Source organism: Duganella fentianensis (assembly GCF_964031615.1).
GTDB classification, from domain to species: domain Bacteria; phylum Pseudomonadota; class Gammaproteobacteria; order Burkholderiales; family Burkholderiaceae_D; genus Rugamonas; species Rugamonas fentianensis_A.
On sequence record NZ_CAXIQN010000005.1, the window covers coordinates 123746 to 138561 of the forward strand.

The 14816-nt window shown below is 61.0% G+C and carries 11 protein-coding genes and 1 tRNA gene; 11 read left to right on the forward strand and 1 reads right to left on the reverse strand.

The genetic code is table 11. The features are described 5' to 3' along the window. Positions 1-10 precede the first annotated feature (10 nt). From ABNT42_RS03105 to ABNT42_RS03145, 9 genes are all read left to right on the forward strand, one after another. Positions 11-1282 carry a glutamate-5-semialdehyde dehydrogenase gene (locus ABNT42_RS03105; protein ID WP_348693874.1) on the forward strand — a complete coding sequence of 424 codons (1272 nt, stop codon included), beginning with the start codon at positions 11-13 and terminating at the stop codon, positions 1280-1282. A gap of 9 nt (positions 1283-1291) precedes the next feature. Next, entirely contained in the window at positions 1292-1708 is a 417-nt protein-coding gene (locus tag ABNT42_RS03110) for a CopD family protein (RefSeq protein ID WP_348693877.1), read from the forward strand. A 109-nt stretch (positions 1709-1817) separates the two neighbouring features. Continuing rightward, entirely contained in the window at positions 1818-2987 is a 1170-nt protein-coding gene (locus tag ABNT42_RS03115; protein ID WP_348694013.1) for a class I SAM-dependent RNA methyltransferase, read from the forward strand. Positions 2988-2996: 9 nt separating this feature from the next. Further along, positions 2997-4232 carry a multidrug effflux MFS transporter gene (locus tag ABNT42_RS03120; RefSeq protein WP_348693880.1) on the forward strand — a complete coding sequence of 412 codons (1236 nt, stop codon included), beginning with the start codon at positions 2997-2999 and terminating at the stop codon, positions 4230-4232. A gap of 127 nt (positions 4233-4359) precedes the next feature. Beyond that, positions 4360-6507 carry an HDOD domain-containing protein gene (locus ABNT42_RS03125; RefSeq protein WP_348693883.1) on the forward strand — a complete coding sequence of 716 codons (2148 nt, stop codon included), beginning with the start codon at positions 4360-4362 and terminating at the stop codon, positions 6505-6507. A 7-nt stretch (positions 6508-6514) separates the two neighbouring features. Continuing rightward, positions 6515-8767 (forward strand): EAL domain-containing protein, encoded by a 2253-nt coding sequence (locus ABNT42_RS03130; RefSeq protein WP_348694016.1) that lies wholly within the window; start codon positions 6515-6517, stop codon positions 8765-8767. Positions 8768-8780: 13 nt separating this feature from the next. Beyond that, complete coding sequence (locus ABNT42_RS03135) at positions 8781-10376, forward strand: SEL1-like repeat protein (RefSeq protein ID WP_348693885.1); 1596 nt, start codon at positions 8781-8783, stop codon at positions 10374-10376. Positions 10377-10447: 71 nt separating this feature from the next. Further along, positions 10448-10621 carry a hypothetical protein gene (locus ABNT42_RS03140; RefSeq protein ID WP_348693888.1) on the forward strand — a complete coding sequence of 58 codons (174 nt, stop codon included), beginning with the start codon at positions 10448-10450 and terminating at the stop codon, positions 10619-10621. 124 nt (positions 10622-10745) lie between these two features. Beyond that, entirely contained in the window at positions 10746-12203 is a 1458-nt protein-coding gene (locus ABNT42_RS03145) for a flagellin (RefSeq protein WP_348693890.1), read from the forward strand. A 30-nt stretch (positions 12204-12233) separates the two neighbouring features. Here the strand turns inward: ABNT42_RS03145 and ABNT42_RS03150 are convergent, their stop codons facing one another. Next, positions 12234-13508: a M28 family peptidase gene (locus tag ABNT42_RS03150; RefSeq protein ID WP_348693893.1), complete on the reverse strand. Its 1275-nt coding sequence runs from the start codon at positions 13506-13508 to the stop codon at positions 12234-12236. Between the two features lie 213 nt (positions 13509-13721). On the opposite strand from ABNT42_RS03150, the gene ABNT42_RS03155 reads away from it, so the two are divergent. Together ABNT42_RS03155 and ABNT42_RS03160 are read left to right on the forward strand one after the other, a co-directional pair. Then, entirely contained in the window at positions 13722-14648 is a 927-nt protein-coding gene (locus ABNT42_RS03155; RefSeq protein WP_348693896.1) for a Gfo/Idh/MocA family oxidoreductase, read from the forward strand. A 77-nt stretch (positions 14649-14725) separates the two neighbouring features. After that, positions 14726-14799, forward strand: a tRNA-Gly gene (locus tag ABNT42_RS03160). Positions 14800-14816: the final 17 nt, after the last annotated feature.

Sequence of the window (14816 nt, forward strand, 5' to 3'; positions counted from 1 at the left end):
AGCAATCACGATGGATATCAAGCACTACATGGAACAACTGGGCCAGCAGGCGCGCGCCGCATCGCGCGCCATGGCCCGCGCCGATAGCGCCACCCGCAATCACGCTCTGACGCTGATTGCCGACGCGATCGAGCGCGATGCAGCACAACTGCGCGCTGCCAACCAGATGGATATGGACGCCGCTGCCGCCAACGGGCTGGCACCGGCCATGCTGGACCGGCTGGCTTTGTCGGACAAGGCGATTGCCACCATGGTGGAAGGGCTGCGCCAGATCGTCGCGCTGCCTGACCCTATCGGTGAAATTTCGGGCATGAAGTTCCGCCCTAGCGGCATACAGGTAGGCCAGATGCGCGTACCGCTGGGCGTGATCGGCATCATTTACGAGTCGCGTCCGAACGTGACGGTGGATGCGGCCGGTCTGTGCATCAAGAGCGGCAATGCCACCATTCTGCGCGGCGGTTCGGAAGCGATCCATTGCAACCGCGCGCTGGCCAAGCTGGTCAAGGAAGGCCTGCAGGGCGCCGGCCTGCCAGCCGATGGCGTGCAGGTGGTCGATACCACCGACCGCGCGGCTGTGGGCGCGCTGATCACCATGCCGCAGTATGTGGACGTGATCGTGCCACGCGGCGGCAAGAGCCTGATCGCGCGCCTGATGGCGGAAGCGACCGTGCCGATGATTAAGCATCTGGACGGCATCTGCCACGTGTATATCGACGCGCAGGCCGATATCGAGAAAGCGCTGAAGATAGGTTTCAACGCCAAGTGCCACCGCTACGGCACCTGCAACACCATGGAAACTCTGCTGGTGCACCGCGCCGTTGCGGCGACCGTGCTGCCGCAACTGGCGCAACTGTATGCCACCAAGCAGGTGGAACTGCGCGCCGATGCGGAAGCGCTGGCCATCCTGCAGGCGGCTAATTACCCGCATCTGGTAGCGGCGACGGAAGAAGACTGGGCGACCGAATATCTGGCCGCTATTCTGTCGGTGAAGATCGTCGGCGATATCGACGAGGCGATGGAGCACATCAATCAGTATTCGTCCAAGCACACGGAAGCCATCATTACGGAGAATTACAGCGACGCCATGCGCTTCCTGCGCGAAGTCGATTCCTCGTCCGTGATGGTGAATGCTTCGACCCGCTTTGCCGATGGTTTCGAATATGGTCTGGGGGCGGAAATCGGGATCTCCAACGACAAGCTGCATGCACGCGGCCCGGTCGGACTGGAAGGACTGACTTCGCTGAAATACGTGGTGTTCGGCCACGGTGAAGTACGTAACTAGGAAACGCTTATGCTCTGGTTTAAGGCGCTGCACATATTCTTCGTGATCTCGTGGATGGCAGGGGTGTTCTATCTGCCCCGTATCTTCGTCAATCTGGCGATGGAAACCAACGATGTGGCGACCCAGCGCCTGCTGACCATGGCGCGCAAGCTGTATCGCTTCTCGATGTGGATCGCCGTGTTTGCCGTGACGGCGGGCGCGATTCTGATCTATATGCAGTACGGCTGGCAGATGCCGCACTGGCTGCACGCCAAGCTGTTCTTCGTGGCGCTGCTGGTCGGCTACCACCACGCTTGTGGCCCGCTGTTGCGCAAGTTCGAGAACGGCACCAACCAGCGCAGCCACAAGTGGTTCCGCGTGTTTAACGAACTGCCTGTATTCATGATGCTGGCCATCGTGCTGCTGGTAGTGCTCAAGCCGTTCTGAGTGAGAACGGCAAGGTAAGACAGCATAGCGCCGGCTGGGACGGCGCAGTTTTTTTCAACGGACAAAAGGTACACCTATGGCATCCTATTTTTGCCCATGCCCACGCGGCATGGAAGCAGCACTCGCTGAAGAACTGGGCGAAATCGCCCAGCAAAGCCGCACGATGAAAGTGCACAACCAAGTTCCGGGCGGCGTGCACTGCTCGGGCGACCTGCTGGACTCCTACCGCATCAACCTGCATTCGCGCATTGCGTCGCGCGTGCTGATGCGCATGGGCGTGAGCGGCTACCAGAACGAAAACGATATCTACGATCTGGTGCTGGCCCAGCCGTGGGAAGACTGGTTCACCTACGACCACACCATCCGTGTCGACGTGACGGCCGTGAAGTCGCCACTCAAAAGTCTGGAATTCACCACGCTGAAAATCAAGGATGCGATCTGCGACCGCTTCCGCGACCAGTTCAACAAGCGTCCGTCGGTGGACACCCGCGAGCCGGATATGCGCATTGTCGGCTTCCTCGACAAGACCCAGTTCATCATCTATCTGGATACCTCGGGCGAAGCGCTGTTCAAGCGCGGCTGGCGTACCGAAACGGGTGATGCACCGCTGCGCGAAAATCTGGCTGCCGGTCTGCTGCGCGTGTCGGGCTGGAAGCCGGGCATGCCGCTGTTCGACCCTATGTGCGGTTCCGGCACGATTCTGTGCGAAGCGGCCCAGATGGTGCAGGGTGTGCCACCGGGCGCGCGCCGCCGCTTTGCGTTTGAGGCTTTCAACGATTTTGATCCAGCCCCGTGGCAGGCCATGAAGGCCGCCATCAAACCGAATCCGCTGCCGAGCGAGCCGACCATTTTCGGTTCCGATATTTCGGGCGATATGGTGGCCATGACGCGTCACAATCTGCGCAGCGCCGGCATTCTGTTCGACGTACCGCTCAAGCAGATCGAAGCGCAGGAAGTCAAAGCGCCGACCGAGCAGCCGGGCATCCTGCTGACCAACCCGCCATACGGCGAGCGTATCGGCGTGCGCGGCGATAGCACCCTGCCTGAAGACGAACTGGCCACCAGCTTCTACTCGGCGTTCAGCTCGACGCTCAAGCAGCGCTTCACCGGCTGGACGGTATTCCTGTTCACGGCCGATCTGGGTCTGCCGAAAATGCTGCGCCTGAAAGAATCGCGCAAGACGCCATTCTTCAATGGTGCGCTGGAATGCCGTTTGTTCCGCTTCGATATGGTGGCCGGTTTCAATCGCCGTGAAGCGGCCAAGCCGAAAGCGGAGTAAAGCACACCCATGTCGTTCAAGCTGCCCGCGCCTGCGCGCGCCATCCCCGGCGCTACGGCGCTGGCAGCCTTGCTGGCTGCCCTGTCGATGCTGGGGCCCTTTTCTATCGACGCCTATCTGCCAGCCTTCCCCGCAATACAGACTAGCCTGCAAGCGAGCGAAATCGAAGTGCAGCAAAGTCTGGCGCTGTATCTGTTCTCGTTTGCCTGCATGGTGCTGTGGCACGGCGCGCTGTCCGATGCATTCGGCCGGCGCCGTGTGATCCTGCTATCGCTGCTGGCGTTTGCTGTCGGCACGGCCGGTTGTGCCATGGCGCAGAGCGTGCATGCACTGTGGTTCTGGCGCATTGTGCAGGGCGTATCGTCCGGCGCCGGTGTGGTGGTGGGGCGTGCGATTATCCGTGACCTGCATAGCGACGCTGCCGCAGCGCGGCTGCTGTCCATGGTCACCATGATCTTTTCCATTGCACCGGCCATTGCACCCGTGCTGGGCGGGCTGGTGGTGACGCAGTTTGGCTGGCGCGCCATCTTCATCGGTCTGCTGGTCTACAGTCTGGCGCTGTGGCTGTACTGCTATCTGCGCCTGCCGGAAACGCTGGCACCGGAGCAGCGTCAGCCCTTCCACCCGCGTCAGCTGCTGCGCAATTACAGCGAGATACTGCGCTCGCCATTATTCCATCTGAAGTCCGGCATCGTGGCGCTGAACTTTGCCGGCCTGTTCGTGTATATCTCGTCGGCGCCCTTGTTCCTGCCCCGTCATCTGGGGCTGGGACCACATCAATTTGGCTGGCTCTTCATTCCTGCCGTGAGCGGGATTTTCTGTGGCGCGCTGACGGCCAACCGCATCGCCGGACGTATGGCTTTTTCGCGACAGATCGCGCTGGGCTTCAGTGTGATGATTTCGTCCACACTTGTTAATCTGGTTTATCACTACTGGTGTCTGCCCGCGCTGCCATGGTCGGTGCTGCCGCTGTTCTTCTACACCTTCGGCATGTCGGTGGTGGCGCCGGCGGCCACCTTGCTGGCACTGGATCTGTTCCCGCATATCCGTGGGACGGTGGCATCCTGTCAATCTTTTGCCACTACTTTACTGGGCGCGATTGTGGCGGGCGTGGTCGCACCCGTCTTATCACAGTCGGTATTCTGGCTAGCCGCAGGACAGACAGCATTTAGTATGTGTGCTCTCGTTTTGTGGTTGACGGCACACAATTACCGGAGCATGCTACTACGCCAACAATGGCATTAATGGTTATCGGCAGGAAATTCAAATAGTTGAACCAGAAATCTTACCGATGGTAAATTTTTACCATAGCTTTATGTTAGTATAATTTTTTTAGATAATATTTCTTCGGCCCAAACAACCGCCCGATACGATGCATCAACCTGACCAAGATATACGCAATCGACTGCTGATCGCGCGTCTGCCGGCGATGCCGCAGATACTGATCAAGCTGATCGAGCACTTGCAGGCAGATGATGCGGGTATGCCGGAGTTAGCTGCCTTAATCGCCAAAGACGCGGCGATGACCAGCAAGATTCTCACCGTGGCCAATAGCTCGGCCTACCACCGCGGCAACCGTGCCGTGGGACTGGAGCAGTCGCTGGTGGCGCTGGGCACGGACATGATCAAGACGCTGGTCATCAGCGAGTCCGTATTCCAGACCTTTAACAGTTTCCCCCATTCGGGCAGCACTGATTTACGCGGCTTCTGGAAAGGTTCCCTTAGCACCGCTGTGATCGCGCGCGAGATCGCCAAGCAGATGGAATACCCCCATGTGGAGGAAGCCTATCTGGCCGGTCTGCTGCACAACGTCGGCCGGCTTGCACTGCTGGCCACGGCGCCGAAAGAATACGCCTACAACTTCATGGCGCGCGACGATGAAGCGCTGTGCGCCGTCGAACAGCGCACGCTGCAGATTACCCACTCGGAAGCGGGTGCATGGCTGATCGAACGCTGGCATCTGGATTCCTTCCTGGCCGATAGCGTGCTGTATCACCACGAGCCGCTGGCGCGCTTGGAATCGGCCCACCCGCTGATCCGCGCCGTGCGCCTCGCGCACCTGCTGTGCTTCCACCGTGATGAAGATCCGGCTATCGACGATGCCGCCCAGTTGTGCGGCCTCGATGGCGAAGTGCTCGAGCAGATCAGCCTTAGTGCTGCCCGTCAGGTAGAGAAGGCGGCCGCCTATCTGGGCATCGATCTGGCCGGTGCCGACGATATTCCTACCCCGGCTGCGTATGCGCCGCCGGTGGTCGATCCCGTGCAGCAGCGCCTGTCCGAAGAAGTGCGCAATATGGTGCTGGTGTCGGAAATGGGCCAGACCTTTGCCCGTCAACAGGGCGAAGCTGGGCTGCTGGAATCCATCGCCCGCTCGGCGCGCATTCTGTTCGATTTCGAAAATGCGGTAGTGCTGCTGGCCGATCCTACCGGCCATGCACTGCATGGCGTGGCGACGGGCGAACAGCAGCAGCGGCTGGCCGAATTCAGCATCCCGCTGAATAAGGGCGGGGTGGTGGCGGCAGCGGCGCTGAACGCCAAGCTGACCTATGTGAGCCGGCAGTCGCCTGAATTGAACGTGGCGGAAGAACAGTTGTTCCGTATGCTCGGTAGCGAAGGCATGGTGTGCCTGCCGCTGGTGACCAACCATAACTGTCTGGCGTTGCTGATCGGCGGCGCCCCGAACTGGCAGATGGCCGGCTACAGCAAGCGCGAACGCTTCCTGCAGTCGTTCGGTACGCAGGCTGCCGTGGCGCTGGAAACTGCCATCAGCGAGCGGGGTTACACCAAACGCCAGATTGCCCATGTGGCCGAAGAATACCGCGAAGCGTCGCGCCGCGTGGTGCATGAAGTGAATAACCCGCTGTCCATCATCAAGAACTATCTGTCGGTGCTGGACGGTAAGCTGGCCAAGCGCGAGCCGGTGGTGGGCGAGATGTCCATCCTGAACGAAGAGATCGACCGCGTTGGCCAGCTGATTAATGGTCTGGCCGATCTGCAGCCGACCGAAGCGGCCCGTGTGACCGATGTGGGGCGCGTGGTGGAAGACGTGCTGCGCCTGTTCCGCGCCACCGACTTTGTGCCCGCGTCCGTGCAGATCGTGGTGCGCATGCAGGAAGAGCCGGCCGAAATCGACGGCGATGCGGACATGCTGAAACAGATCCTCGTCAACCTGATCAAGAACGCCATCGAGGCGCTGGCAGGGGGCGGGAAAATCGAGATATCCAACCGCGGTCATGTGAACCGCGAGCGCAAGCTGTATCTGGAACTGGTGGTGAGCGATACCGGCCCCGGTCTGTCGACCGACGTGCTGGCCAATCTGTTCTCGCCGGTCCGTAGCGGCAAAGATGGTGCCCACCATGGTCTGGGCCTGTCGATAGTGCATAGTCTGGTGAAGAAGATGCAGGGCATGATTACCTGCCGCTCCGGCAAGTCCGGTACTACTTTTGAAATTCTGCTGCCCGCCCGTGGCAGTACCAGCCAAGTCGCCGGCGTGAATACCCGTGCGATGGATTCCGTGTAAGGTCATGATGAACATCAGCCCCGCCAGCCTGAATGCGGTGACTCCGACCAATGTCACCGTCGCTAAAGATTATTGCCCGCGCCTGTTGCTGGTCGATGACGAGCCGCGCCTGCTGTCCTCTTTGTACGAGTTGCTGCGTGATCGCGACTACGAGCTGATTACCGCCACCAATGGCGCGGAAGCACTGGCCCAGCTGACGCGGGTGAAATTCGATCTGATCCTGCTCGATCTGCGTCTGCCCGATATGAGCGGGCACGAGATCATGGACTTCATCAATACCCGCGGCATCGAGGGTGACATCATCGTCATGAGTGGCGATGTGGGTATCGAGGCGGCCATTGGTGCGCTGAAACGCGGCGCCTACGATTATCTGCGCAAACCGTACAGCCGCGAGGAGCTGCTGAAGACGGTGGAGAACGCACTGCAGAAGCGCCGGCTGGCCAACGACAACCAGCGCATCGCTTCGCAGCTGGAAAACTCGGAGCGTATGTATCGCTCGCTGGTAGATAGTTCGCCCGATATCATTTACACCCTCAACCACGAAGGCAAGATCACCTTTGTCAACGACCGTGTGCAGCAGCTGCTGGGCTTCAGCCGCGAAGAGCTGATCGGCAAGCACTACTCGGTGCTGGTGCACGAGGAAGATCTGGAACGGGCGCGCTACGCGTTCAACGACCGCCGTGGCGAGGAGCGCGCCTCGCGTAATGTAGAACTGCGCCTGAAGTCCAACCTTGGTAGCGGTATCGAACGTACCTTCAGCAATACGCTGATGACGATTTCGCTGAATGCCATCGGCATGCACGTGCCGGAGCAGGAAGTGAAGCAGGAAGTATTCGGCACCTACGGCGTGGCGCGTGATATCACCGACCGCAAACGTGCCGAGGAAGTGATTTCGTATCAGGCCTATCACGACATTCTGACCGATCTGCCGAACCGCATGCTGTTCAAGGACAGGCTGGGTCTGGCCGTGATACAGGCCAAGCGCAAGCTGACGGAACTGGCCGTGATGTTTGTCGATCTCGACCGCTTCAAGCTGGTCAACGATACGCTGGGTCACGTCAAGGGCGACGAACTGCTGCAGCAGGTAGCCCAGCGCCTGAAAGACTGTCTGCGTCGTGGCGATACGCTGGCGCGGCAGGGCGGCGACGAATTTACCATCGTGCTGCCGGAGCTGCGCGACCGTCAGGATGCCAAGGCGATTGCCGATAAATTCCTCGAAAGTCTGCACCGTCCGTTCGATCTGGATGGCCATGAAGTACATATCTCGGCCTCGATCGGCATCGCCATCTATCCGGGCGATGGCGAGACCATCGACGAACTGCTGCGCCATGCCGACATCGCCATGTATCAGGTGAAAGCGCTGGGCAAGAACGGCCACAGCTTCTATCACAACTCCATGCTCGATGTGTCGCACCAGAAGATCGCGCTGGAGCAGAGCCTGCGCAAGGCGCTGGAGCTGAACGAACTGGAAATGTATTACCAGCCGCAGATCGATATGGCCACCGGCCGCATCATCGGCGCGGAAGGGCTGATGCGCTGGAACCATCCGCAGCGCGGCCTGCTGTCGGCCGGCGAATTCCTGCCGTTCGCAGAAGAGAATGGCCTGATGCTGCCGATCTCGGACTGGATGCTGGGCGCGCTGTGCCGCGATATGCTGCTGTGGAATGCGGCGGGCGGCGACAATATCCGCCTCTCGCTCAACCTGTCGCCGCAGTATCTGGACCGCGGCGACTTCTTCGAGAAAATGCGCGGCGCGCTGACCCGCTACGGCATCTCGCCAGCCCAGATCGAAGTCGAGATCACCGAGAACATCTGTATCCGCAATCCGCAGTACGCCATCGAACAGCTGAACAAACTGTGTCAGCTGGGCGTGTCCGTGGCGATCGACGATTTCGGCACCGGCTATTCTTCGCTGTCGTATCTGCACCGCTTCCCGATTCACACCATCAAGATCGACCAGTCCTTCGTCAAGGAGATCCACGACGAGAATGGCCACTATCCGGTGATTCTGGCGATTATCTCGATCGCGCGCGGACTGGGGCTGCATCTGGTGGCGGAAGGGGTCGAAACGGAAGTGCAGGCGCGCTACCTGCAGGCCAATGGCTGCAGCACCATGCAGGGTTATCTGTACCATCGCCCGCTGGCGCTGGCCACCTTTATCGATGTGCTCAATGAGCAGAACCGCGCCAGTGCGCCGGCCGCTGCGCGCATGCTGCATGCGGTTCCCGCCACGGCGCCGATGATTGCGATTCAAGCCTGAGCCGTATGATCACATGACGAAATATAGTCCCAACGAAGCCGACGCGAAAAACGGCAGTACCTACACCGCCGAATTCCTGCGCGTCAAAGGACTGGCCGAACGCGGCGTCGCCAATGCCCAGCATAGTCTGGGCTTTATGTATTTTAACGGGCAGGGCGTGGTGCAGAGCTACGAACTGGCCGTGGTGTGGTACCGTCAGGCCGCGCAGGCGGGACTGGAGCACGCGCAGTACAACCTCGGCGTGATGTACCAGAAGGGGCAGGGCGTGCAGCAGAGCTTCGAGGAAGCGGCGGCATGGTATCGCAAGGCGGCCGAGCAAGGCTATGCGGCAGCCCAGTACAACCTGGGCTGGCTGTATGCCAAAGGACAGGGCGTGCAGGCCGATACCCAGCAGGCCATGTACTGGTTCAGCAAGGCGGCCGAGCAGGGCGACGCTGGTGCGCAGAACAATCTGGGCATGATGTACGACACCGGTAAAGGTGTGCCGCAGGACTTCCGTCAGGCCATCGCGTGGTACCGCAAGGCGGCCGAGCAGGGCTATGCACGGGCCCAGTTCAATCTGGGTCTGCGCTACGACCACGGACAGGGCGTGCCGCAGGATGTGGGACAGGCCATGTCGTGGTACCGCAAGGCCGCCGATCAGGGTTATGCGCCGGCGCAGTTCAATCTGGCGCTGCGCTTCGACAAGGGCGACGGCGTGGCGCAGGATAGCCAGAAAGCCATTCTGTGGTATCGCCGCGCAGCTGAACAGGATCACGCCAGTTCGCAATTCAATCTGGGCCTGATCTACGATAACGGACAGGGCGTGCCGCGCGACGAGCAGAAAGCGCTGGACTGGTACCGCAAGGCGGCCGGTCTGGGGCATGCCGGGGCGCAGAATAATCTGGGGCTGCGCTACGAGCACGGACAGGGCGTGGCGCAGGATTATGCGCAGGCGCAGCAGTGGTATCTGAAAGCGGCCGAACAGGGCTTCCCCGGTGCCCAGTACCAGCTGGGTAATCTGTACGACGCGGGCCATGGCGTGCCGCAGGATCAGCAGGAAGCGGTGTTCTGGTACCGCAAGGCGGCCGATCAGGGCCATCTGCGCGCCCAGTTCGATCTGGGTCTGCGCTACGAAACAGGCGGCGGTGTGCCGCGCGACGAGAAGAAGGCGCTGCACTGGTACCGCCGTGCGGCCGAACAGGATTATATGGCGGCCCAGTATGCGCTGGCGCTGCTGTACGATAAGGACGACGGTCCGCAGCCCGACTGCGTGCAGGCCAACCTGTGGTATGCCAAGGCGGCCGAGCAGGGCCACGTGCAGGCCCAGTTCACGCTGGGGCTGCGCTTCGATAACGGGCTGGGCACGGCGCAGGATTATGCGCTGGCGTACCACTGGTATCTGAAAGCGGCGGCGCAGGGCCATACCCGTGCGCAGTTCAATCTGGGGCTGATGTTCATGTGCGGGCAGGGCGTGCAGGCCGATAGTGCACAGGCGTGGCTATGGCTGGCGCTGGCCGAACGCAATGGCTTCAGCTCGGCCAGCCGTTATCTGAAAAATGTCGCGGCCTCGCTCGATAGCAGCCAGCTGGCGCAGGCGCGCGAACGGCTGGAGTTACTGCCCAATTAATTTGTAACATTCATAGATATTAACATTTACTTCTTGATATTATTTGGCACTTAATATCCTGAGGAGTTTCTATGAAATCGTTACTGGGCACCGCACTGGCACTGGCTGTTCTGTCTCTGACCGGCTGCGCCTCCATGGAAGGTTCCGACAGCACCGCCAGCGTGCGCGAAAAACCGCAATACGACGAACCTACCACCGGCAGCCGTCTGCCTACCCGCCGTAGCAGCAGTACTGGCACCAACTAGGCTTTTCACCCTTCTTCCAGCAGTTGCCTTGCACTGTTGCTGCCGGCGCGCTCAAGTCGCGCCGGATTTTGCCGTTATAGTTAGCGACTGCCGCCAATCCGTGGTGGCGCGACTTTGAACCGGCATGCAGCTCAACACCAACCTCTCCGCACTGAATGCACAACGCAAGCTGAATGCTGCGGGCGAGGATATGCTCGTGCGCTATCAGAAGCTGGCTAGCGGCCAGCGCATCAACTCGGCGCGCGACGATGCAGCCGGACAGGCCATCGGCGAACGTATGACCTCCAGCGTGAACGGCTTGCGCCGTGCGCGGCAGAACATCAATGATGGCATCTCGCTGCTGCAGGTGGCCGATGGTGCAGCGGGCCAGCTACTGAATAACTTCCAGCGCATGCGCGAGCTGGCCGTGCAGGCTGCCAATGACATCAATTCCACCGTTGACCGTCAGGCCATCCAGACCGAAGTGAATGCGCTGGCCGTGTCCAATCGCGACATTGTGGCCGCTGCGCGCTACAACAATGCAGCACTGCTGGACGGTAGCTTTTCTACCCAGTTGCAGATCGGCTCGGAAGCTGATCAGACCTTGCTGGTGGCGATCAGTGCCGCGCTGGTCAAAGATGGCTATAACCGCGGTCTGGTGGATATGGCGCAGCAGCAGGCAAGCGCTGCCGGCAGCACGGTGCTGGGCGCCATGCGCTACGGCGATCTGGTGATTAATAACTCGGTGGTACAGGCTTCGGTGGATGATGTGAAGGTAGGACAGAGCGCCGATAGTGCTTATGCCATTGCCACCGCCATCAACAACTCTAATGTCGCCAATGTCAGCGCTACAGCGAGCACCACGCTCAGTGGTGCGGTCGGCAATAGCGGCGCACTGGCCGATGGTGATCTGATTATCAATGGCGTCAATGTCGGTGCCATCAGTGGCAATTCGGCTGCCGCCCGTGCCGCCAGCGCTGCGGGTGCGATTAGCGCAGCAGCAGGTAGCAGCGGCGTGACGGCCAGTTCAGATGGTGGCACGCTAACGCTGACGGCCGCCGATGGTCGCAACATAATCATCAGCGAAGCCAATGCCGGTGCTGCTGCTTCGCTGGGCCTGACGCTGGGCCAGCAGCGCGGCAGCGTGACCGTGACGGAGGCGCCGCGCGCAGGCCTGCATTCAATGCGCATAGGCGGCACCAATCCGTCCGTGGCGGGCCTGAGTGCCGGCGTACAGGCTTCGGTACGGGTGGGACCAGTCGACCTGCAGCCCAAAGACAGTTATATCGGCGGCGAGCCGCTGCAGGATATGCTGACCTTCAGCGGTGCCAGCGATGCGATGGACTATTTCGATGGCAAGATCGACCAGATTACTACCATCCGTTCCGAGATCGGCGCGCTCAGCAACCGCTTGAGTCAGGCCGCCGCCAATGCCGACAATGGCGCCACCAACCTGGCGGCAGCACGCTCGCGTATCGTCGATACCGACTATGCCAGCGAAACGGCCCAGCTGACCCGTTCGCGCATCCTGCGTGCTGCCAGCACCTCCATGCTGGCACAGGCCAACACCCAGCCGCGCCGCGCGCTGCAACTGCTGCGCTAGTGGCCGCGCGTTGCGGCCACCCGGTTTCCACTATTTCGGCGCAGCCTTAGGCTGGGCTTTCAGCGTGGCGCCAGTCAGGCGTGCCACCCCGGCCAGCGTGGTCTGCGCGGCATTCAGCCCGAGCAGAAAGTCTTTATCCGAATAGGTGGCGTAGACATCGGAAGGCTGATGCCAGTTAGGGTCCCAGCCGGCACCGATCTGCTGGCCCCGTTCGTTTTCGCGCAGCGACACAGCCGGTACCAGATCCATGAAGGGCATGGAATCCGTATTGGTCATGTGGAAGCCCACGGTGGCTGGATAATGGGTGGCGTATTTATCGTTGGCGGCACGCAGCGCCCATGCCAGCTTGGCCGAGGCGTCGGCAAATTTCGATACGCTCTGGTATTCGATATTCACGTCCGCTTCCAGCCGCTGTTCGGGCGGCGAGACATACTGGGTCTGGCCTTTGGCATCGAGCACCAGCTTGCCCTGTGCGTCGCGTAGCGGGATCGGCATGCCGTGATCCCACAGCATCATGTCGTGCTGGATCATGCCCAGCCAGCGCGGCTCCGGATAGCGCCCCGAACCGGCGGGCGATTCGATGCCCTGCAGATCCTTACGCTGCATGGCGTAGGCAGTGGCACCATTCAGCCCCGTCTCCTCGTTGTTCCACAGCGCGAAGCGGATCGAGCGTTCGGTCTGCACTTCCGGCGCGCTGAAGATGCGCGCCAGTTCCATCACCAGTGCCGTACCGGAGCCGTCATCGTTGGCCGCTTCGCCAAAACCGATGCCGTCCATGTGGGCGCTGACGATGTACATTTCTTCGGGATGGGTCGTGCCGATCTTGGTGCAGTAGACGTTCTCGCGCTGCGACGTGCCCACCGGTGTCGGCTCCGCGTTCAGGGCGCGCAGCTTTTCATCGGGCTGGCGCAGCGGATCGGTGTTCACGCCGATTGGTGCACGGTTGCCGAACAGGGTGCTGCCGCCTTGCCCCGGCGGACCGCCAGCGCCGCCGCTAGGCAGGCCGGCTGCGCGTTTGGCCGGCGGCGCATCGGGTGCGGGCTGGGTGTACATGTACTGCAGGCGCTCCACGTTGCTGCAGCCATAGGCTTTGAGCTGGGCTTCGATCCAGTCCAGCGCATCGCGGTTGCGCTGGGTGCCCTGCCGGCGGTCGCCGAAACGGGTCAGGCTTTTGATGGTGGCTTTATATTGTTCCAGCTTCAGCTGGCCGACCAGCGTGCTGACGGGATCGGCGGCTTCGCTTTGCGCGTGTGCCAGCGGGGCCGCACAGGCCAGTGCCACGCTCAGGGCTATCAGGGATTTCATAGGCTTCCTCGCAGATTTTTAACAGGCCGTATCATTCTGCATCAGCTTGGGCACGCTGTGGCGGGAATGCCGCTAAAACCGTTGCGGTTAGCCACGCCGCACGCGCCGATATCCGATTTCGGTATGTATCGCGCATTAAAAGTGATTGGTGCTAGGGGGCGGGTTCGTCGTAGCATGGTGGCGCACAATTACCTCTTTAACGAAAGACTTAAGATGTCAGCAATAAGACTCGCCATCGTAGGCGTCGGCAAGATCGTCCACGACCAGCACCTGCCGGCGATTGCGGCAAATCCCGACTACCAGCTGGTGGCATCGGCCAGCCGTCACAATACGGTGGCAGGCTTGCCCGGCTTCTCGTCGATCGAGGCCATGCTGGCGGCCGTACCGGAAATCGAAGCCGTATCGCTGTGCATGCCACCGCAGTACCGCTATCAGGCTGCACAAGTGGCGCTGACGGCAGGCAAGCACGTGTTTCTGGAAAAGCCGCCCGGCGCTACGCTGTCCGAAGTGGCTGATCTGGAAGCGCTGGCTGCCGCCAAGGGTGTGACGCTGTTCACTAGCTGGCATTCGCGCTTTGCGCCGGCTGTGCAGCCAGCCAAGGCTTACCTCGCGGCCCACGCGCCCACGGCGATGGAAGTGATCTGGAAGGAAGACGTGCGCCAGTGGCATCCGAATCAGGAATGGATCTGGCAGGCAGGCGGGCTGGGTGTGTTCGATCCGGGCATCAATGCGCTGTCTATCGTTACCGAGATCCTGCCGGCCGGGATCTTCCTCAACCGCGCCACGCTGGAATTCCCAGCCAACCGCGATGCGCCGATCGCCGCCGATCTGCATTTCCAGAGCGCGGGCGGCATGCCTGTGCACGCCCAGTTCGACTGGCGCCAGACCGGCAAGCAAAGCTGGGATATCGTGGTACAGACCAGCGCTGGCGAAGTCCGTCTCAGCGATGGCGGTGCACGTCTGTGGCTGAACGGCGCCGAGCAGGCGCTGCCCAAGGAAGCCGAATATCCGTCGCTGTACCAGCGCTTTGCCGAGCTGGTGAAAGCCGGCCGTAGCGAGGTTGATCTGGCACCGCTGCGGCACGTGGCCGATGCCTTCATGCTGGGGCGGCGCAAGGAAGTCGAAGCCTTCTTCGACTGATATTCCGGCAGCACGGGGGGGCGCTGTGACAGGCAAGGTTGTCAGCAGCGCCAGAACCCGCGTAAAATAACGGCTACGCGGGTGTAGTTCAATGGTAGAACGGCAGCTTCCCAAGCTTCATACGAGGGTTCGATTCCCTTCACCCGCTCCACAACCTTCCTGTTTTAC